Origin of the sequence: Ideonella sp. A 288 (assembly GCF_002198735.1) — a bacterium.
In the GTDB taxonomy this organism is placed as follows: Bacteria; Pseudomonadota; Gammaproteobacteria; order Burkholderiales; family Burkholderiaceae_C; genus Pseudaquabacterium.
The window spans coordinates 19,608-37,373 of the sequence record NZ_MWLO01000074.1 but is presented as its reverse complement, the minus strand read 5'-3'; the positions used below and the strand labels follow the sequence as shown (position 1 = coordinate 37,373).

At 70.5% G+C, this 17,766-nt stretch carries 17 protein-coding genes; 14 read left to right on the top strand and 3 right to left on the bottom strand.

The annotated features are described in order from the left end of the window. The 3 genes from EOINJALH_RS06030 to EOINJALH_RS06020 form a co-directional block, all read left to right on the top strand. Positions 1–1,186: FIST N-terminal domain-containing protein (locus EOINJALH_RS06030; RefSeq protein WP_404872739.1), on the top strand; the 1,186-nt coding region annotated here is incomplete at its 5' end. A gap of 58 nt (positions 1,187–1,244) precedes the next feature. After that, positions 1,245–1,814: a GNAT family N-acetyltransferase gene (locus EOINJALH_RS06025; protein ID WP_088279414.1), complete on the top strand. Its 570-nt coding sequence runs from the start codon at positions 1,245–1,247 to the stop codon at positions 1,812–1,814. Between the two features lie 13 nt (positions 1,815–1,827). Next, positions 1,828–2,718 (top strand): LysR substrate-binding domain-containing protein, encoded by an 891-nt coding sequence (locus EOINJALH_RS06020; RefSeq protein WP_088279413.1) that lies wholly within the window; start codon positions 1,828–1,830, stop codon positions 2,716–2,718. Between the two features lie 83 nt (positions 2,719–2,801). Here EOINJALH_RS06020 and EOINJALH_RS06015 read toward each other — a convergent pair whose 3' ends face one another. Genes EOINJALH_RS06015 through EOINJALH_RS06005 form a run of 3 tightly spaced genes read right to left on the bottom strand, consistent with a single transcriptional unit; the run spans position 2,802 to position 4,810 of the window. Further along, positions 2,802–3,845, bottom strand: coding sequence for a c-type cytochrome (locus tag EOINJALH_RS06015; protein ID WP_088279420.1), 1,044 nt, complete (start codon positions 3,843–3,845; stop codon positions 2,802–2,804). Between the two features lie 27 nt (positions 3,846–3,872). Continuing rightward, positions 3,873–4,421 carry a cytochrome b gene (locus tag EOINJALH_RS06010; protein ID WP_088279412.1) on the bottom strand — a complete coding sequence of 183 codons (549 nt, stop codon included), beginning with the start codon at positions 4,419–4,421 and terminating at the stop codon, positions 3,873–3,875. Continuing rightward, complete coding sequence (locus EOINJALH_RS06005) at positions 4,418–4,810, bottom strand: cupin domain-containing protein (RefSeq protein WP_088279411.1); 393 nt, start codon at positions 4,808–4,810, stop codon at positions 4,418–4,420. Before EOINJALH_RS06005 ends, EOINJALH_RS06010 begins: the two co-directional genes overlap by 4 nt. 818 nt (positions 4,811–5,628) lie before the next feature. Between EOINJALH_RS06005 and EOINJALH_RS06000 the strand changes: the two genes are divergently transcribed. The 11 genes from EOINJALH_RS06000 to glcF all read left to right on the top strand — a co-directional run bounded on the left by EOINJALH_RS06000 (position 5,629) and on the right by glcF (position 17,758). Continuing rightward, entirely contained in the window at positions 5,629–7,290 is a 1,662-nt protein-coding gene (locus EOINJALH_RS06000) for an L-lactate permease (RefSeq protein ID WP_088279410.1), read from the top strand. A 76-nt stretch (positions 7,291–7,366) separates the two neighbouring features. After that, positions 7,367–7,948, top strand: a complete 582-nt coding sequence (locus EOINJALH_RS05995) for a 2-oxoacid:acceptor oxidoreductase family protein (RefSeq protein WP_088279409.1) — start codon at positions 7,367–7,369, stop codon at positions 7,946–7,948. Next, positions 7,941–9,194 (top strand): transketolase C-terminal domain-containing protein, encoded by a 1,254-nt coding sequence (locus EOINJALH_RS05990; protein WP_088279408.1) that lies wholly within the window; start codon positions 7,941–7,943, stop codon positions 9,192–9,194. The genes EOINJALH_RS05995 and EOINJALH_RS05990 overlap by 8 nt, the downstream gene beginning before the upstream one ends. A 2-nt stretch (positions 9,195–9,196) precedes the next feature. Next, on the top strand, positions 9,197–10,213 hold the full coding sequence (locus tag EOINJALH_RS05985; RefSeq protein WP_088279407.1) for a thiamine pyrophosphate-dependent enzyme: 1,017 nt from the start codon (positions 9,197–9,199) through the stop codon (positions 10,211–10,213). 118 nt (positions 10,214–10,331) lie between these two features. Then, on the top strand, positions 10,332–11,960 hold the full coding sequence (locus EOINJALH_RS05980; protein ID WP_088279419.1) for an NAD(P)-binding protein: 1,629 nt from the start codon (positions 10,332–10,334) through the stop codon (positions 11,958–11,960). A 103-nt stretch (positions 11,961–12,063) separates the two neighbouring features. Continuing rightward, positions 12,064–13,590 carry an FAD-linked oxidase C-terminal domain-containing protein gene (locus tag EOINJALH_RS05975; protein WP_088279406.1) on the top strand — a complete coding sequence of 509 codons (1,527 nt, stop codon included), beginning with the start codon at positions 12,064–12,066 and terminating at the stop codon, positions 13,588–13,590. Positions 13,591–13,610: 20 nt separating this feature from the next. Beyond that, entirely contained in the window at positions 13,611–14,708 is a 1,098-nt protein-coding gene (gene glcE / locus EOINJALH_RS05970) for a glycolate oxidase subunit GlcE (protein ID WP_088279405.1), read from the top strand. Then, on the top strand, positions 14,708–15,430 hold the full coding sequence (locus tag EOINJALH_RS05965) for a class I SAM-dependent methyltransferase (RefSeq protein WP_234413682.1): 723 nt from the start codon (positions 14,708–14,710) through the stop codon (positions 15,428–15,430). The genes glcE and EOINJALH_RS05965 overlap by 1 nt, the downstream gene beginning before the upstream one ends. Then, positions 15,427–15,771, top strand: a complete 345-nt coding sequence (locus EOINJALH_RS05960; RefSeq protein WP_088279404.1) for a CidA/LrgA family protein — start codon at positions 15,427–15,429, stop codon at positions 15,769–15,771. The genes EOINJALH_RS05965 and EOINJALH_RS05960 overlap by 4 nt, the downstream gene beginning before the upstream one ends. Positions 15,772–15,783: 12 nt before the next feature. Then, complete coding sequence (locus EOINJALH_RS05955; protein WP_088279403.1) at positions 15,784–16,515, top strand: LrgB family protein; 732 nt, start codon at positions 15,784–15,786, stop codon at positions 16,513–16,515. A gap of 7 nt (positions 16,516–16,522) precedes the next feature. After that, on the top strand, positions 16,523–17,758 hold the full coding sequence (glcF, locus tag EOINJALH_RS05950; RefSeq protein WP_088279402.1) for a glycolate oxidase subunit GlcF: 1,236 nt from the start codon (positions 16,523–16,525) through the stop codon (positions 17,756–17,758). Positions 17,759–17,766 lie beyond the last annotated feature (8 nt).

Below are 17,766 nucleotides of genomic sequence, written 5' to 3'. Positions count from 1 at the left end.
CCCCCAGCCCCTCGGACGCCACATGCCCCGGTTCCTGAGCGCCCACGCCACCCACCCGGACGCGGGCATGGCCCTGGCGCTGGTCGCGGCGCAGATCGATGCGCAGCGTGCCGCGCGCACGCCGGCCTTCACGCCGACGCTGGGGCTGGTCTACCTCACCGACCACTACGCCGCCGCCGCCGAAGCCCTGCTGGCCGAACTGCAGCAGCGCTGGCCCGGCGTGGCCTGGGCCGGCAGCGTGGGCATCGGCGTGATCGCCAGCGGCGTCGAGTACCTGGACGAACCGGCGCTGGTGCTGCTGCTGTCGGACCTGCCGGCCTCGCAGTTCAGCCTCTTCAACGGCCGGCGACCGATCGACGAGCGCGCCTTCAGCGCGCTGGTGCACGCCGACCCGTCCACGCACGACCTGGACGAGCTGATCGGCGAACTGGCCGAGCGCACCACGTCGGGCTACCTCTTCGGCGGCCTGGCCAGCGCCCGCGGCCGCACGCTGCACATCGCCGACGGCGTGTTCGAGGGCGGCCTGTCGGGCGTGGCCTTCGGCGCCGGCGTGGCGATGGTCTCGCGCGTCACCCAGGGCAGCCAGCCGGTGGGCCCCACGCGGCGCATCACCGACTGCGAGCGCAACCTGGTGCTGGAGCTCGACGGCCAGCCGGCGCTGCCGGCGCTGCTGTCCGACCTGGGCCTGACGCTCGACCGGCCGCAGCAGGCGCTGGCCGGCATGCGCCGCACGCTGGTGGGCCTGACCGACGGCGACGCCGCGGCGCTGGCCCACGGCGGCCAGTTCGGCGCCGACACGCGGGTGCGCCACCTGATCGGCATCGACCCCGACCGCGGCGGCATCGCCATCGCCGAGGCCGTCGAGCCCGGCCAGCAACTGGCCTTCTGCCGCCGCGACGTCGACGCGGCGCGGCGCGACCTGACCCGCATCTGCGCCGAGATCCGCGACGAGATCGAGGGCGACGGCCCCGTGCCCGGCCAGCCGGCGCGGCGCATCGCCGGGGCCGTCTTCGTCAGCTGCTCGGGCCGCGGCGGCCCGCACTTCGGCGGCGCGTCGGCCGAGGCGCAGATCGTGCAGCACGCGCTGGGCGACGTGCCGCTGGTCGGCTTCTTCGCCGCCGGCGAGATCGCCCGGCACCACCTGTACGGCTACACGGGGGTGCTGACGGTGTTCGTGGGCACATGAGCGCGCCGGGCCGCTCCCAAGCGCGAATCCCGCAGCGCGCAGCGCGGAGGGTAGTCCGATGACCCCGGCCGCCCCCACCCTGCGCGGCCCGCGCATCACGCTGCGCCCCTGGTCGAACGATGACCTGGCGCCGTTCGCGGCGATGAACGCCGACCCCGAGGTGATGCGCTGGTTTCCCGCCCCGCTGTCGCGCGACGACAGCGACGCGATGGTCGGCCGCGCGCGGGCGCGGATGGCCGAGCAGGGCTGGGGCCACTGGGCGCTGCAGGTGCCCGGGCTGGGCTTCGCCGGTTTCGTCGGGCTGACCCACACGCCCTTCGACCTGCGGCCCTTCGGACCGCCGCTGGCCGACTTCGGCGAGGCGCCGGTCGAGATCGGCTGGCGGATGGCCCGTGCGGCCTGGGGCCACGGCTATGCCACCGAGGCGGCCGGCTTGCTGGTGGCACTGGCCCGCGACACGCTGCGGCTGCCCGCGTTGGTGTCCTTCACCGCGCTGGGCAATGTGCGCTCGCAGGCGGTGATGCAGCGGCTGGGCCTGTCGCGCATCGCCGAATTCGACCACCCACGCCTGGCCGGGCACCCGCTGCAGCGGCATGTGCTGCACGCGGTGCGCTGGCCGGCCCACTGAGGCCCACCCGCCGATGGCCCCACCGCGCATCCCGCCGATCCAGTGCCTGCTGGCCTTCGAGGCGCTGGCGCGCCGCCGCAGCGTGAGCGCTGCCGCCGAAGAACTGAACGTCACCCCCAGCGCGGTGAGCCACCGCATGCGGCAGCTCGAAACGCAGCTGGGGCTGCGCCTGTTCGCCCGCGGCGACTTCGGGCTGACCACCGACGGCGTCACCTACCTGGCGCAGGTGCGCGTGGCGCTGCAGGCGTTGCAGCAGGTGCCGGGCCACAGCGGCGCGGCCCACCCGGTGGCGCGGCTGCGGCTGGCCGTGACGCCCACCTTCTCGCGGCAGATCCTGATGCCGCGGCTGGCCGCCTTCCGCCGCGCCTGGCCCGAGGTGGAACTGGTGCTGCAGGTGTCGATCCCGCTGCTCGACGTGAAGGCCGAGGACGCCGACCTCGAGATCCGCTTCGGCACCGGCCCCTACACCGACATGGAGCAGGTGCGCATCCTCACCGACGATGTCTGCCCGGTGTGCAGCCCCGAGTACGAACTGGAGGCCGGGCCCTTCGACGACCACTTCGAGACCGCCGACGAGGTGGGCCGGGCCCGCCTGATCCGCAGCCCGCTGGTGCCCTGGAACATCTGGTTCAAGGCCTGCGGCATCGCCCTGCCCGAGCCGCGCGAGGGCGCGCAGTTCAACGACGTGGGGCTGATGCTCGACGCCGCCGCGGCCGGCTTCGGCGTCACCCTCACCCGCCTGAAACTGGCCGCCGCCTGGCTGGACAGCGGCCGCCTGGTTCGGCTGTCCCCGCGCAGCGTGCCGTCGCCCTACCACCATCACCTGTGCTGGAAGCCCGGCACGCTGGAACGCTGGGAATGCGCGGCATTCGTGGAGTGGCTGTCGCGGTCGTTGGCGGTGTAGGGGGTGCCAGAGCCGGGCGGCTCAATGGTGCCATCCACACCGGCAAAGAGCATTGACCCAAGCTCGAGCGGCAAAACCCAACACTAGTTGCCGGGTGGTGCACTGGCCGGGGCTGCCGCCACAGGCGGCTTGCTCGCCGCCAGGTCGGCCTTGCGCTTGTCGGCCATTTCGCGTTGTTTGGCAGCCAACGGCGGGAAGGGTCCGTAGCGGTGCTGGTCGGCAGAGGCGCCCAGCATGTAGGGCGGGAACGCCGCGTCGATCGGCTTGTTCCACCGTGCCGGGAAGTCGGCCTCCAGGTTGGCCTTCATCGGGCGCGGCTTGGACAGGACGAAGGCCGTCACGTCGTAGGCTTCATCATCGTTCAGCACCGTCGCCGTGTGGCTGGCACCGAGCGGCATGTTCTGGCGGATGAAGCGTGTCGCCGTGAGCAGGCGGTTCATGCCGGCACCGTTGTTGAAGCTGTCCGGCCCCCACACCGGCGGGAACGTGTAGCCCTGGGCATCCCCGGGCTGGCCCGTGCGCTTGCCCAGGCCATCGGCGCCGTGGCAGACGGCGCACTTGGCGACGTAGACGACGCTGCCGGCGTCGGGGTCGGCACGTCGGTTGGGCACCGCGCTTTGCAGGACGGCCGCACCTTCGAGCTGCGCGCCCACGGGCACGCCCCTGGACAGGAAGGCGATGTAGGTGGTGAAGGCCTTCATCTCGGGCGCATCCAGGGGCAGCGGCTTGCCGTTCATGCTGCGCTCCATGCAGCCGTTGATGCGTTCTTCCACCGTGCTGATCTGGTCCTCGCGTCCGCGGTATTGCGGGAAGGTCGCTGTCACACCCACCCAGGGGATCGCGAATGGCTTGGCGGCGTCGGCCTGGTGGCAGGAGGTGCAGGCCAGGTTGTTGCCGGCAAGGCGCTTGCGCAGATCCTTCACCTCCGGGCCGATCCATGCGAAGGTGCGGGTGCTGAGTTCGTGGCCCTGCACGACGAGGGCGCGATACGGGCCTTCGGGAAGGCTGTCGATCTGCGGCACCGCACGACCGACCAGGTTGACGGAAGGCATCGGCTCTGCGGCCCATGGGGTGGCGTGCATCAGCAGCAACGCGCCGATCAGGAGTTCGTTCGTCAGCAGTTTCATGTGGGTCACCTTGTCATGCATGTCCACCTAGGCCTTGCCCGGCAGCATGCGCAGGAGCGTGTTGTCCCGGGTGACGTAGTGGTGGAACAGGGCCGCGAGGGCGTGCGCGCCGATCAGGAAGTAGCCGACCGTGCCGATCGTCTCGTGGACCTCCTTCAGTTGCTCGGCGAGGTCCTTGTTCTCGGCCAGCAGCGCTGGCAGTTGGACACCGAAGAACGGAACTGGCTTGCCGGCGGCACTCAGCGAGAGCCAGCCGAGGATGGGCATGGCGAGCATCAGCGCGTACAAGGCGAAGTGAATGGCGCTTGCGAGCCGCCGCTGCCAGAGCGGGAGCGGTGGGCTGACCACCGGGCTTCCGCCCGCGAGGCGATTCACCAACCTCAGCGCGACGAGCAGAAGCACGGTCAGGCCCAGCATGAAGTGCCAGGTCTTGAGTGCCTCGCGGGGCTCGCTCCCCTTGGGGTACAGGTCGGTCAGGTTGATGCAGGCATAGACGGCGATCAGGATGACCAGCATCAACCAATGCAGGCCGATCGAAATCGACCCGTACCGTTCTGGTGTGTTCCGCAGCGTCATTCCGATGCCTTGCCGTCGAAGTGCTCGGTGTCGGCCTGCGCGTCGGCCCGCGTGGGGTGGACCACCCCGTCGCGATGGTTGGGCGGTGCGTAGAGCGTGTAGAGCTTCAGCGGTTCTGGGCCGGTGTTGATGATGTTGTGCCTGGCGCCGGCAGGAACGATCACGGCATGACCGGCCTGAATCGCCGTCCGGACGCCGTCGATCTCCGCTTCGCCGCGCCCCGCCTCGACACGGAAGAACTGGTCCAGCTGGTGGACCTCCGCGCCGATGTCTTCCTGGGGCTTCAGCGACATGACCACCAACTGGCAGTTCCGCGCCGTGTAGAGAACGCGCCGGAAGTCGCTATTGCCGGTGGCGATGGACTCGATGTCCTGAACGTAGCCTTTCATGCCTGCTCCAGTGATTTCCGAGGGTTGGTGCCGTCGCCGTTCTCGTGACGGTCACGGTGGAAAGATCCCGCCAGAGGCCAACCTCGTTTCCCCCACGGTAGATCCGCTGCGAGTGAACGTCTGTGCGAGTGCGAACAGAGCGACGCGGGTCCTTCATCGCAGGCTGTGGTGGGTGCAGTGTCGAAAAGACCCGTCGTGCTGCAGCGCGCAGTCTCTTCGCCCAGGGCAGCCGCCCGGTGACGGGCAGGCGCGCACGATGTTCACCGCCACGCTCCACGGCATCGCTTTTGGCGAGGCGGCGCACAAGGCAAGGCGTGCACGCGACGCCGGAGGCTTTGGCGCTTTCGAACTGACGCATCGGCGGGCCGCTTGATTCCCTTCACGGCCGAGCAGTTCCACGGCGCCTTCCGCGCCTGCAACTCCGCGGGACGCAATCAATGCGCAGGCGTGCACGCCTGCACGCCTGGGAAGCCGGTTGCAAAACTGCGCCGCATGGCATGGCTGGCTGGTGGTGGCCGGACGATCGGAAGAGTCGTTTCGGTCGCTCATCTCGTGGATCAAGCCGAGATCCACGAGGGATAACCCGTACCCCGACCCCCAAAACNCCCCAAAACCACCCCCCGCCTGAACGTCTCCTGACAGCGTGAAAAAAGCTCACGCCATGGCGCGGCAAGTTTCACGCGGCGGCGCAGCAGCGCCTGCACCATCGCTTCCCATCCGAGAGGCATCCGTCGGCACAGCGCGTTATGTGGTTCGCGCAGCCCAAGACAGCGGCATGTCTCCACACGCATCCCTTTGCAATCTTCAGGAGACAAGCCATGGTCTGGCAGCAAATCTACGATCCGTTCCACAACATGGTCATCTCCACCTTGCTGGCCGCCGTGCCGGTGGTGGTGATGCTGGTGGCGCTGGGCTTCCTGCACATCAAGGCGCACATCGCCGCGGGCCTGGGCCTGCTGGCCGCCGTGGTGGTGGCGATCTTCGCCTACGGCATGCCCGCCGACATGGCCGGCCGCGCCGCGATGTACGGCGGCTTCACCGGCCTGCTGCCGATCGGCTGGATCGTGCTGAACATCATCTTCCTGCAGCAGCTGGCCGAGCAGAACGGCAGCTTCAAGATCCTGCAGGATTCGCTGTCGGGCATCACCGAAGACCGCCGGCTGCAGCTGCTGCTGATCGCCTTCTGCTTCGGCGCGTTCTTCGAGGGCGCGGCCGGCTTCGGCACGCCGGTGGCGGTGACCGCGGGCATCCTGATCGGCCTGGGCTTCTCGCCGCTGGCCGCCTCGGGCCTGAGCCTGATCGCCAACACCGCGCCGGTGGCCTTCGGGGCGCTGGGCACGCCGGTGATCACGCTGGCCAAGGTGCACGGCTACGACCTGATGGAAGTCACCGCGATGATCGGCCGCCAGCTGCCCTTCTTCAGCCTGCTGGTGCCGTTCTGGCTGATCTGGGCCTTCGCCGGGCGCAAGGCCATGATGGAGATCTGGCCCGCGATCCTGGTCACCGGCCTGTCGTTCGCGATCCCGCAGTACCTGGTGTCGAACTTCATCGGCCCCGAGCTGGTGGACATCATCGCGGCCATCGTGTCGATGGTCTGCCTGGTGCTGTTCCTGCGTGTGTGGCAGCCCAAGAACATCTGGACCTCGCCCACCATGCGCGGGCGCGACATCAGCGCCGCTGAGGCCAAGCCGCCGCGGGTGATGGTGCAGCATTCGCGTGCCGCCCTGGTGCAGGCCTGGATGCCCTGGCTCATCCTCACCGTGTTCGTCTTCATCTGGGGCCTGCCGCCGGTGAAGGCCTTCCTGAACAGCCTGTTCGCGCCCTCGTTCCCGATCGCCGGGCTGCACAACCTGATCGAGAAGGTGCCGCCGGTGGTGCCCACGCCGCACAAGGAATCGGCCGTCTACGTGCTCAACCTGCTGTCGGCCACCGGCACGGGCATCCTGCTGGCGGCCGTCATCGGCGCGCTGGTGATGAAGTACCGCCCGGTCGAGATCGTGCGCACCTTCTTCCGCACCTTCTGGCTGGTGCGCTACTCGCTGCTCACCATCGTGCTGATGCTGGGCCTGGGCACGCTGACGCGCTTCTCGGGCACCGACACCACGCTGGGCCTGGCCTTCGCCAACACCGGCGTGTTCTACCCCTTCTTCGGCACCCTGATGGGCTGGATCGGCGTGGCCATGACCGGCTCCGACACCGCCAGCAACGTGCTCTTCGGCGGCATGCAGAAGGTGGCGGCCGAGCAGCTGGGCCTGTCGCCCAACCTGATGGGCGCGGCCAACAGCTCCGGCGGCGTGATGGGCAAGATGATCGACGCGCAGAGCATCGTGGTGGCCTCCACCGCCACGCGCTGGTTCAACCACGAAGGCGACATTCTGCGCTACGTGTTCTTCCACTCGATCGCGCTGGCCTGCCTGGTGGGCCTGTACGTGACGCTGCAGGCCTATGTGTGGCCGTTCACGCTGATGGTCATCCACTGACCTGCACGGTTGCCGGGGGCCACGGGCGGTGTCACGACGCCGCCCTCACCGGCCCCGCCCCAGAGAGGAATCCACAATGTTGCAGATCCGCATCCACGGTCGCGGCGGCCAGGGGGTGGTCACGGCCGCCGACATGCTCGCCATCGCGGCCTTCCAGCAGGGCCGCCACGCGCAGTCCTTCCCGAGCTTCGGCTCCGAGCGCACCGGCGCCCCGGTGGTGGCCTTCTGCCGCATCGACGACCGCGAGATCCGGCTGCGCGAGCCCATCCTGGCGCCCGACGTGCTGATCGTGCAAGACCCCACGCTGCTGCACCAGGTCGACGTGTTCCAGGGCCTGAAGCCCGAGGGCTACGTGCTGATCAACAGCCGCAAGAGCCTGGACGAGCTGGGCCTGGCCGAACTGGCCCAGGGCGCCGCCCGGGCCCGCCTGCAGACGGTGCCGGCCACCGACATCGCCATGGCGCACGTCGGCCGGCCGCTGCCCAACGCAGTGCTGCTGGGCGGCTTCGCGGCACTGTCCGGGCTGGTGTCGCTGGACGCAGTGGAGCACGCGATCCGCGATCGCTTTGCAGGCAAGGTGGCAGATGGCAACATCGCGGCGGCCCGGCAAGCCTACGATCACGTCCGGCAAGCACTCCTGGAGCAAACTCATGCTTGAACAAATCGAAGGCTCGCAAGCCGTCGCCAAGGCGGTGGCACTGTCCCGGCCCGAGGTGATCTGCGCCTACCCGATCTCGCCGCAGACGCACATCGTCGAAGGCCTGGGCGAACTGGTGAAGGACGGCACGCTCGCGCCCTGCGAGTTCATCAACGTCGAGAGCGAATTTGCCGCGATGAGCGTGGCCATCGGCAGCTCGGCGGCCGGTGCGCGCACCTACACCGCCACCGCCAGCCAGGGCCTGCTGTTCATGGCCGAGGCCGTGTACAACGCCTCGGGCCTGGGCCTCCCGATCGTGATGACGGTGGCCAACCGGGCCATCGGCGCCCCCATCAACATCTGGAACGACCACAGCGACAGCATGAGCCAGCGCGACTGCGGCTGGATCCAGCTCTTCGCCGAGACCAACCAGGAGGCGCTCGACCTGCACATCCAGGCCTTCAAGCTGGGCGAAGAGCTGAGCATGCCGGTGATGGTGTGCATGGACGGCTTCATCCTCACCCACGCAGTGGAACGGGTGGACATGCCCGCACAGGCGGAGGTCGACGCCTTCCTGCCGCCCTACGAGCCGCGCCAGGTGCTGGACCCGGCCGACCCGGTGTCGATCGGCGCGATGGTCGGCCCCGAGGCCTTCATGGAAGTGCGCTACCTGGCGCACGCCAAGCAGACGATGGCGCTGGAGCGCATCCCGCAGATCGCCGACGAGTTCGCCGCGCGCTTCGGCCGCGCCTCGGGCGGGCTGGTGCGCAGCTACCGCTGCGAGGACGCCGACACCATCGTCGTGGCGCTGGGCTCGGTGCTGGGCACGATCAAGGACACGGTGGACGAACTGCGCCTGAGCGGCCTGAAGGTCGGCGTGCTCGGCATCCATTCGTTCCGCCCCTTCCCGCTGGCCGCGGTGCGCGCCGCGCTGCAGGGCGCCAAGCGGGTGGTGGTGCTGGAAAAGAGCTTCTCGGTGGGCCTGGGCGGCGTGGTCTCCACCGACGTGCGGCTGGCGCTGTCGGGCCTGCACCTGCACGGCTACACGGTGGTCGCCGGCCTGGGCGGCCGCGCCATCACCAAGGCCTCGCTGAACCGCATGCTGCGCGAGGCCATCATCGACCAGCTGCAGCCCCTGACCTTCCTCGACCTGGACTGGGGCATCGTCAATCGCCACCTCGAGCGCGAGCGCTCGGTGCGCCGCAGCGGGCCGGTGGCCGAAAGCCTGCTGCGCGACCTGGGCACCGTGGCCTCGAAAGTGAGCTGATCATGAATGCCCCCGTCAAGTTCTACCAGACCGGCACCTTCACCGTCGGCAACCGCCTGCTCGAGCCCGGGCAGCGCAGCCTGCAGTCGTCGCAGCAGCGCAGCAACTCGCTGAACTCGGGCCACCGCGCCTGCCAGGGCTGCGGCGAGGCGCTGGGCGCGCGCTACGCCGTCGACGCCGCGATGCGCGCCACCGACAACCAGCTGATCGCCGTCAACGCCACCGGCTGCCTGGAGGTGTTCTCCACGCCCTACCCCGAGACGTCCTGGCAGCTGCCCTGGATCCACTCGCTGTTCGGCAACGCCGCGGCGGTGGGCACCGGCGTGGCCGCGGCGCTGAAGGTCAAGGCACTGAAGGCGGGCCTGCCGGCCAGCGCCACCCGCGTCATCGCCCAGGGCGGCGACGGCGGCACCACCGACATCGGCTTCGGCTGCCTCAGCGGCATGTTCGAACGCAACGACGACGTGCTGTACATCTGTTATGACAACGAGGCCTACATGAACACCGGCGTGCAGCGCAGCAGCGCCACGCCGCCGGCCGCGCGCACCGCCACCACGATGGCCGTGGGCCCGCACCCGGGCGCCGAGTTCGGCCAGGGCAAGAACCTGCCGGCCATCGCCATGGCCCACGGCATCCCCTACGTGGCCACCGCCACGGTGGCCGACCTGCGCGAGCTCGAGGCCAAGGTCGAGAAGGCGATGAGCATCCGCGGCGCGCGCTACCTGCACGTGCTGGTGCCCTGCCCACTGGGCTGGGGCGCGGCCTCGCAGGACACCATCCGCCTGGCGCGGCTGGCGCGCGAGACGGGGCTGTTCCCGGTGTTCGATGCCGAGCACGGCGAGGTCACCGCGGTCACCAAGATCCGCCACCGCGTGCCGGTGGAGGAGTACCTGAAACCGCAGAAGCGCTTCGCCCACCTCTTCGGCAAGAGCGCCGACCCCGCGACGCTGGCCGCCATCCAGGCCCGCGCCGACCGCAACATCCGCCGCTTCGGCCTGCTCGACGAGGACAAGCCATGAGACAGCCAGTGTCAACCATGCGACTGCGGGCCGAGCGCCGGGCCGCTCCCAAGCCGGCCCGCATCCCCTCGGGGGATCGGCCGATGTACCCATCGGACGAGGGGTTGAAATGACCACGATGCACAAGCCCTACGCCATCACGCTGGACGTTGGTTCGTCCCTGGCCAACAAGACCGGCAGCTGGCGCACCCAGCGCCCGGTCTATGTCGACCGGCTGCCGCCCTGCAATGCGCAGTGCCCCGCCGGCGAGGACATCCAGGGCTGGCTGTTCCACGCCGAGAGCGGCAACTACGAAGCGGCCTGGCGCCACCTGACGCGCGACAACCCCTTCCCCGCCATCATGGGCCGGGTCTGCTACCACTCCTGCGAAGGCGCCTGCAACCGCGGCAAGATCGACTCGGCGGTGGGCATCAACTCGGTCGAGCGCTTCCTGGGCGACCAGGCCATCCAGCAGGGCTGGCGCTTCGAGCCGCCGGCGCAGCAGTCCGGCAAACAGGTGCTGATCGTCGGCGCCGGGCCCTCGGGCATGTCGGCGGCCTACCACCTGCGGCGCCAGGGCCATGGCGTCACGGTGATGGAGGCCGGCCCGCTGATGGGCGGCATGATGCGCTTCGGCATCCCCAAGTACCGCCTGCCGCGCGAGGTGCTCGACGCCGAGATGCAGCGCATCGTCGACATGGGCGTCACCGTGCAGCTCGGCACCAAGGTGGCCGACATCGCGCAGACCATGGTCGACGGCGGCTACGACGCGGCCTTCCTGGCGGTGGGCGCGCACATCGCCAAGCGCGCCTTCATCCCGGCCAAGGACAGCTCGCGCATCCTCGACGCGGTGAGCGTGCTGCGCAGCATGGAGGGCGAGGACCAGCCGATGCTCGGCCGCCGCGTCGTGGTCTACGGCGGCGGCAACACCGCCATCGACGTGGCCCGCACAGCCAAGCGGCTGGGCGCCACCGAGGCCATCATCGTCTACCGCCGCACCCGCGAGAAGATGCCCGCGCACGACTTCGAGGTGGAAGAGGCGCTGGAAGAAGGCGTGATGGTGAAGTGGCTGTCGACCATCAAGCAGGCCAACGAAGACCAGCTGACGATCGAGAAGATGACGCTCGACGAGAAGGGCAACCCGCAGCCCACCGGCGAGTTCGAGACGCTGCAGGCCGATTCGCTGGTGCTGGCGCTGGGCCAGGACGTCGACCTGTCGCTGCTCGACGGCGTGCCCGGCCTCGAGCTGAAGGACGGCGTGGTGCAGGTCGACCCGGCTACGATGATGACCGGCCACCCGGGCCTGTTCGCCGGCGGCGACATGGTGCCGGCCGAGCGCAATGTCACCGTCGCGGTGGGCCACGGCAAGAAGGCCGCGCGCCACATCGACGCCTGGCTGCGCGGCAACGCGCTGCCGCCCACGCCCAAGCACGCGCCGGCCGCCTTCGAGCGCATCAACCCCTGGTACTACAGCGACGCGCCCAAGACCGTGCGCCCGCAGCTCGACCTGGCCCGCCGCACCAGCAGCTTCGACGAGGTGCAGAGCGGCCTCACCGAGGACAACGCGCTGTTCGAGGCGCGCCGGTGCCTGAGCTGCGGCAACTGCTTCGAGTGCGACAACTGCTACGGCGTGTGCCCGGACAACGCGGTGATCAAGCTCGGCCCGGGGCAGCGCTTCGCGATCAACCTCGACTACTGCAAGGGCTGCGGCATGTGCGCCGCGGAATGCCCCTGCGGGGCCATCGACATGGTCAACGAAGACAACTGAGTGCCCGGCGGCCCGGGGGTTTTCACACCCCCGCCCCGGGTCGCCCTGCGTTCCCGCGGCCTCTGCCTGCGGGGTAAAGTGCCTGCGCCATTGGAGCCCGCCCATGAATGCGCCCCAGGAATTGCACACGCTGACGGCGTCCGATCCCGCCGCGGCCCCCGCCGTCGACCGCGCCGCCCGCCAGGCCCAGGTGGTGGCCGCGCTCGGTGCCGTGCTGCCGCCCCACGCGCTGCTGTACCGGCGCGAGGACACCACGCCCTACGAGTGCGACGGCCTCACCGCCTACCGCCAGATGCCGCTGGTGGTGGCCCTGCCCGAGACCGAGGCCCAGGTGGCCGCGGTGCTGAAGGCCTGCCACGCGATGGATGTGCCGGTGGTGGCGCGCGGCGCCGGCACGGGGCTGTCGGGCGGGGCCATGCCGCATGCGCTGGGCGTGACGCTGTCGCTGGCCAAGTTCAACCGCATCGTGTCGATGGACGCCACCAGCCGCACCGCCACCGTGCAGTGCGGCGTGCGCAACCTGGCCATCAGCGAGGCCGCCGCGCCGCTGGGCCTGTACTACGCGCCCGACCCCAGCAGCCAGATCGCCTGCACCATCGGCGGCAACGTGGCCGAGAACTCAGGCGGCGTGCACTGCCTGAAGTACGGTCTGACGCTGCACAACGTGCTCGAGGTGCGCGGCTTCACGGTCGAGGGCGAGCCCATCACCTTCGGCGGCCGCTCGCTCGACGCCCCGGGGCTCGACCTGCTGCCGGCCGTGGTCGGCAGCGAGGGCATGCTGGCGGTGATCTTCGAAGTCACCGTCAAGCTCACGCCCAAGCCGCAGGTGGCGCGCTGCATCATGGCCAGCTTCGACGACATCCGCCGTGCCGGCGACGCGGTGGCCGCGGTCATCGCCGCGGGCATCATCCCGGCCGGGCTCGAGATGATGGACAAGCCGATGACGGCCGCGGTGGAAGACTACGTGCACGCCGGCTACGACCTGACGGCCGAGGCCATCCTGCTGTGCGAGAGCGACGGCACGCCCGAAGAGGTGGCCGAGGAGATCGAGCGCATGCTGGATGTGCTCACCGGCTGCGGCGCCACGCGCGTCGAAGTGAGCAAGGACGAGGCGCAGCGCATGCGCTTCTGGTCGGGCCGCAAGAACGCCTTCCCGGCCTCGGGGCGCATCAGCCCCGACTACATGTGCATGGATTCCACCATCCCGCGCAAGCGCCTGGCCGACATCCTGCTGGCCATCCAGCAGATGGAGATCAAGTACGGCCTGCGCTGCTGCAACGTCTTCCACGCCGGCGACGGCAACCTGCACCCGCTGATCCTGTTCGATTCGAACGACCCCGACCAACTGCACCGCTGCGAGCTGTTCGGCGCCGACATCCTGGAAACCAGCGTGGCGCTGGGCGGCACGGTCACCGGCGAGCACGGCGTGGGCGTCGAGAAGCTGGCCTCGATGTGCGTGCAGTTCTCGCCCGAGGAGCGCGCGCAGATGACCGCGCTGAAGCTGGCCTTCGACCCCAAGGGCCTGCTCAACCCGGGCAAGGTGATCCCCACGCTGCACCGCTGCGCCGAGTACGGAAAGATGCACGTGAAGAAGGGCCTGCTGCCCTTCCCCGAACTGGAGCGGTTCTGATGGGCGCGCCGGAGACTTCGATGAACACCGCGTCCGCTGATCCCGCCCTGGCCCGCCTGGTCGACCAGGTGCAGACGGCGCGCGCCGCCCAGGGCACGCTGCGCATCCAGGGCGGCGGCACCAAGGACTTCTACGGCGAGGCGCCCCAGGGCGAGCCGCTGTCGACACGCGAACTGCGCGGCATCTCCAGCTACGAGCCGACCGAGCTGGTGGTCACCGTGCGCGCCGGCACGCCGCTGGCCGAGCTGGAGGCCACGCTGGCCGAGAAGGGCCAGTGCCTGGCCTTCGAGCCACCGCGCTTCACGGCCGGTGGCACGGTGGGCGGCATGGTCGCCGCCGGCCTGGCCGGGCCGTCGCGCGCGGCGGTGGGCGGCGTGCGCGACTACGTGCTCGGCGCCACACTGCTGAACGGCCGCGCCGAGGTGCTGAGCTTCGGTGGCCAGGTGATGAAGAACGTGGCCGGCTACGACGTGTCGCGGGTGCTGGCGGGGTCGATGGGCACGCTCGGCGTGATCCTGGAAGTCTCGCTGAAGGTGCTGCCGGTGGCCCCGGCCACCACCACGCTGCGCTTCGAAACCGACGAGGCCGCCGCGCTGCGCCAGCTCAACCAGTGGGGCGGTCAACCACTGCCGATCCACGCCACCGCCTGGTGGAACGGCATGCTGGTGGTGCGCCTGTCCGGCGCCGCCGCGGCGGTGGAATCGGCCACGGCCAAGCTGGGCGGCGAGGTCATCGAGCCCGCGCTGGCCGCCGGCTTCTGGGCCGGCCTGCGCGACCACACCGACGAGTTCTTCGCCAGCGCCGACCGCGCCGTGGCGGCCGGGGCCACGCTGTGGCGCCTGTCGTTGCCGCAGGTGGCCCCACCGATGCAGCTGAGCGGCGAGCACCTGGTGGAATGGGGCGGCGCCCAGCGCTGGGTGGTCACCACCGCGCCCGCGGCCACCCTGCGCGAGGTGACCATGCGGCTCGGCGGCCATGCCAGCGTGTTCCGCGGCGACAAGGCGGCCGGCGTCTTCACGCCGCTGTCGGCGCCGCTGGCGCGCATCCACCGCGAGATGAAGACCGCCTTCGATCCCGACCACGTGTTCAATCCCGGCCGGCTGTACGCCGGGCTGTGATGGGCGCCTCCCCGCTGGCCGCCGCGCCGCTGCCGGTGATCGACCCCTCCGGCATCGGCGGCACGGCGGCGGTCGAGGACGCCATGGCCTCCTACTACGTGAAGCGCGCGTCCTACTACGAGCGCGTGTATCACAAGCCCGAGCGCCAGACCGATCTGCGCGCGATGGAGGCCTGGCTGGGCCCGCGCCTGGCCGGCCGCCGCGTGCTCGAGGTCGCCTGCGGCACCGGCTGGTGGACACCGCACGGCGCGCGCCAGGCCCGCCGCTGGCTGGCCACCGACCTGAACCCCGAGACCATGGCCGTGGCCCGCACCAAGCCGCTGCCCGCGGGCGTGGTGGAGTTCCGCCCGGCGGACGCCTACACGCTGGCCGAGCTCGGCGACGAGACCTTCGACGCCGCCTTCGCCGGCTGCTGGTGGAGCCACGTGCCGCTGCAGCGCCTGTCGGCATGGCTGGGCACGCTGCACGCCCGGCTGGAGCCCGGCGCCCGAGTGGTGATGCTGGACAACAGCTTCGTGCAGACCAGCAGCACGCCCATCACCCATGCCGACGCGCAGGGCAACACCTACCAGATGCGCACGCTCGACGACGGCAGCACGCACGAGGTGCTGAAGAACTTCCCCACGCCCGAGCAAGCCATCGCCGCGCTGGGACCGCGGGCGCGCGACCCGCAGTGGATCGACTTCCACCACTATTGGGTGCTGGAGTACCAACTGTCATGACGGTCCTTCAAGGCTTCACCTGGCTGCTGCTGTGCCAATCGGCGGGCGAGGTGCTGGCGCGGCTGGGCCACCTGCCGCTGCCCGGGCCGGTGCTGGGCCTGCTGTTGCTGCTGGCCCTGCTGTCGTGGCCGCCGGTGCGCACGGCGGTGGGGGCGGCGTCGGATGCGCTGCTGGCGCACCTGTCGCTGCTGTTCGTGCCGGTGGGCGTGGGCGTGATGACGCACCTGGCGCTGCTGTCGCAGTACGGGCTGCGCATGCTGGCCGCGCTGGTGCTGTCCACCTGGATCGGCCTGGCCGTCACCGCGCTGGTGCTGCGCGCGATGCGCCGGCCGGCGACCTGAGGGCGCGAGACCATGCGCGACTTCGTCGAACTCTGGGTCTACCTCTCGGCCACGCCGCTGTTCGGGCTGACCGCCACGCTGGTGGCCTACCTGGCCATGCACGCGGCCAGCGTCCGGCTGGGCCAGCCGCCCTGGGCCAACCCGGTGCTGTGGACGGTGCTCGCGCTGGCCGTGCTGCTCACGCTCAGCGGTACGCCCTACCCCACCTACTTCTCAGGGGCGCAGTTCATCCACTTCCTGCTCGGCCCGGCCGTGGTGGCGCTGGCCTGGCCGATGTGGCAGCGGCGCGAGCAGTTGCGCCGACAAGGGGCGGCGCTGCTGGTGGCGGGCCTGACCGGCGGGCTGGCCGCGGCGGGCAGCGCGGTGGCCTTCGGCTGGGCGCTGGGGCTGCCCGACGAGGTGCTGCGCTCGCTGGCGCCCAAATCGGTCACCGCGCCGGTGGCCATGGGCATCGCCGAGCAGTTGGGCGGCATCCCCGCGCTGGCGGCGGTGTTCGCCGTGCTCACCGGCCTGGTGGGCGCGCTCAGCGGCAAGTACCTGTTCGACGGCCTGCGCATCCCCGCACCCGAGGTGCGCGGCTTCGCGCTGGGCACCGCCTCGCACGGCATCGGCGCGGCGCGCGCCATGCAAGTCCACCCCGACGCCGGCGCCTACGCCGGGCTGGCGCTCGGCCTGCAGGTCATCCTGGCCTCGCTGCTGATGCCGCTGGCGCTGGCCGCGCTGCGGATCCTCCGAAACAACTGACCCCCCCATGCAGACCCAACTCGCCCCCCAGTACAAAGGCACGCCCGACGGCGAGGCCGCCGAAGCCATCCTGCGCAAGTGCGTGCACTGTGGCTTCTGCACCGCCACCTGCCCCACCTACCAGCTGCTGGGCGACGAGCTCGACGGCCCGCGCGGCCGCATCTACCTGATGAAGCAGGTGCTCGAAGGCGCCGTGCCCACCCGCGCCACGCAGCTGCACCTGGACCGCTGCCTCACCTGCCGCAACTGCGAATCCACCTGCCCGTCCGGCGTGCAGTACGGCCACCTGATCGACATCGGCCGCAAGCTGGTGGAGCAGCAGGTGGAGCGCCCGGCCGCTGAGAAGGCCGTTCGCTGGATGCTGAAGGAAGGCCTGACCTCGCCGATGATGAAGCCGGCGATGGCCATGGGCAAGCTGGTGCGCGGGCTGCTGCCCGCGGCGCTGAAGGACAAGGTGCCCGGCCCGACGCACCCGCGCGCCGCGAAGTGGCCGAAGCGCGAGCATGCGCGCAAGGTGCTGATGCTGATGGGCTGCGTGCAACCGAGCATGCTGCCCAACATCAACTCGGCCACCGCCCGCGTGCTGGACGCCGCCGGCATCCAGACCGTGGTGGCCGACAACGCCGGCTGCTGCGGTGCGCTGCGCACGCACCTGAATGACCACGACGGCGGCCTGGCCGACATGCGCCGCAACGTCGACGCCTGGTGGCCGATGGTTTCGGCCGGCAAGGTGGAGGCCATCGTGATGAACGCCTCGGGCTGCGGCGTCACCGTCAAGGAGTACAGCCACCACCTGGCCCACGACCCCGACTATGCCGACCGCGCCCGCCGCATCAGCGAGATGACGAAGGACGTGTCCGAGCTGCTGCCCACGCTGGTGCCGCTGCTGAAGAAGCGCCTGCGCCAGCGCCCGCCGCAGCACCTGGCCTTCCACCCGCCCTGCACGCTGCAGCACGGCCAGCAACTGCGCGGCGGCGTCGAGGCGGGGCTGCGCGAGCTGGGCTTCGAGGTGTCGCTGGCGGGCCAGGAAAGCCACCTGTGCTGCGGCTCGGCCGGCACCTACTCGGTGCTGCAGCCCGAGCTGTCGCACCAGTTGCGCGACAGGAAGCTCGGCCACCTGGCCGCGCTGCAGCCCGAGGCCATCGTGTCGGCCAACATCGGCTGCATCCAGCACCTGCAGAGCGGCACCGCCACCCGCGTGGCGCATTGGATCGAACTGGTCGACGAGGCGCTCACCGACTGAGCCCGCGG

Excerpts from the sequence above, each read along its gene's own strand:
- EOINJALH_RS06025 (WP_088279414.1), top strand. The coding sequence starts at position 1,245 with ATGACCCCGGCCGCCCCCACCCTGCGCGGCCCGCGCATCACGCTGCGC.
- EOINJALH_RS06020 (WP_088279413.1), top strand. The coding sequence starts at position 1,828 with ATGGCCCCACCGCGCATCCCGCCGATCCAGTGCCTGCTGGCCTTCGAG.
- EOINJALH_RS06015 (WP_088279420.1), bottom strand. The coding sequence starts at position 3,845 with ATGAAACTGCTGACGAACGAACTCCTGATCGGCGCGTTGCTGCTGATG.
- EOINJALH_RS06010 (WP_088279412.1), bottom strand. The coding sequence starts at position 4,421 with ATGACGCTGCGGAACACACCAGAACGGTACGGGTCGATTTCGATCGGC.
- EOINJALH_RS06005 (WP_088279411.1), bottom strand. The coding sequence starts at position 4,810 with ATGAAAGGCTACGTTCAGGACATCGAGTCCATCGCCACCGGCAATAGC.
- EOINJALH_RS06000 (WP_088279410.1), top strand. The coding sequence starts at position 5,629 with ATGGTCTGGCAGCAAATCTACGATCCGTTCCACAACATGGTCATCTCC.
- EOINJALH_RS05995 (WP_088279409.1), top strand. The coding sequence starts at position 7,367 with ATGTTGCAGATCCGCATCCACGGTCGCGGCGGCCAGGGGGTGGTCACG.
- EOINJALH_RS05990 (WP_088279408.1), top strand. The coding sequence starts at position 7,941 with ATGCTTGAACAAATCGAAGGCTCGCAAGCCGTCGCCAAGGCGGTGGCA.
- EOINJALH_RS05985 (WP_088279407.1), top strand. The coding sequence starts at position 9,197 with ATGAATGCCCCCGTCAAGTTCTACCAGACCGGCACCTTCACCGTCGGC.
- EOINJALH_RS05980 (WP_088279419.1), top strand. The coding sequence starts at position 10,332 with ATGCACAAGCCCTACGCCATCACGCTGGACGTTGGTTCGTCCCTGGCC.
- EOINJALH_RS05975 (WP_088279406.1), top strand. The coding sequence starts at position 12,064 with ATGAATGCGCCCCAGGAATTGCACACGCTGACGGCGTCCGATCCCGCC.
- glcE (WP_088279405.1), top strand. The coding sequence starts at position 13,611 with ATGAACACCGCGTCCGCTGATCCCGCCCTGGCCCGCCTGGTCGACCAG.
- EOINJALH_RS05965 (WP_234413682.1), top strand. The coding sequence starts at position 14,708 with ATGGGCGCCTCCCCGCTGGCCGCCGCGCCGCTGCCGGTGATCGACCCC.
- EOINJALH_RS05960 (WP_088279404.1), top strand. The coding sequence starts at position 15,427 with ATGACGGTCCTTCAAGGCTTCACCTGGCTGCTGCTGTGCCAATCGGCG.
- EOINJALH_RS05955 (WP_088279403.1), top strand. The coding sequence starts at position 15,784 with ATGCGCGACTTCGTCGAACTCTGGGTCTACCTCTCGGCCACGCCGCTG.
- glcF (WP_088279402.1), top strand. The coding sequence starts at position 16,523 with ATGCAGACCCAACTCGCCCCCCAGTACAAAGGCACGCCCGACGGCGAG.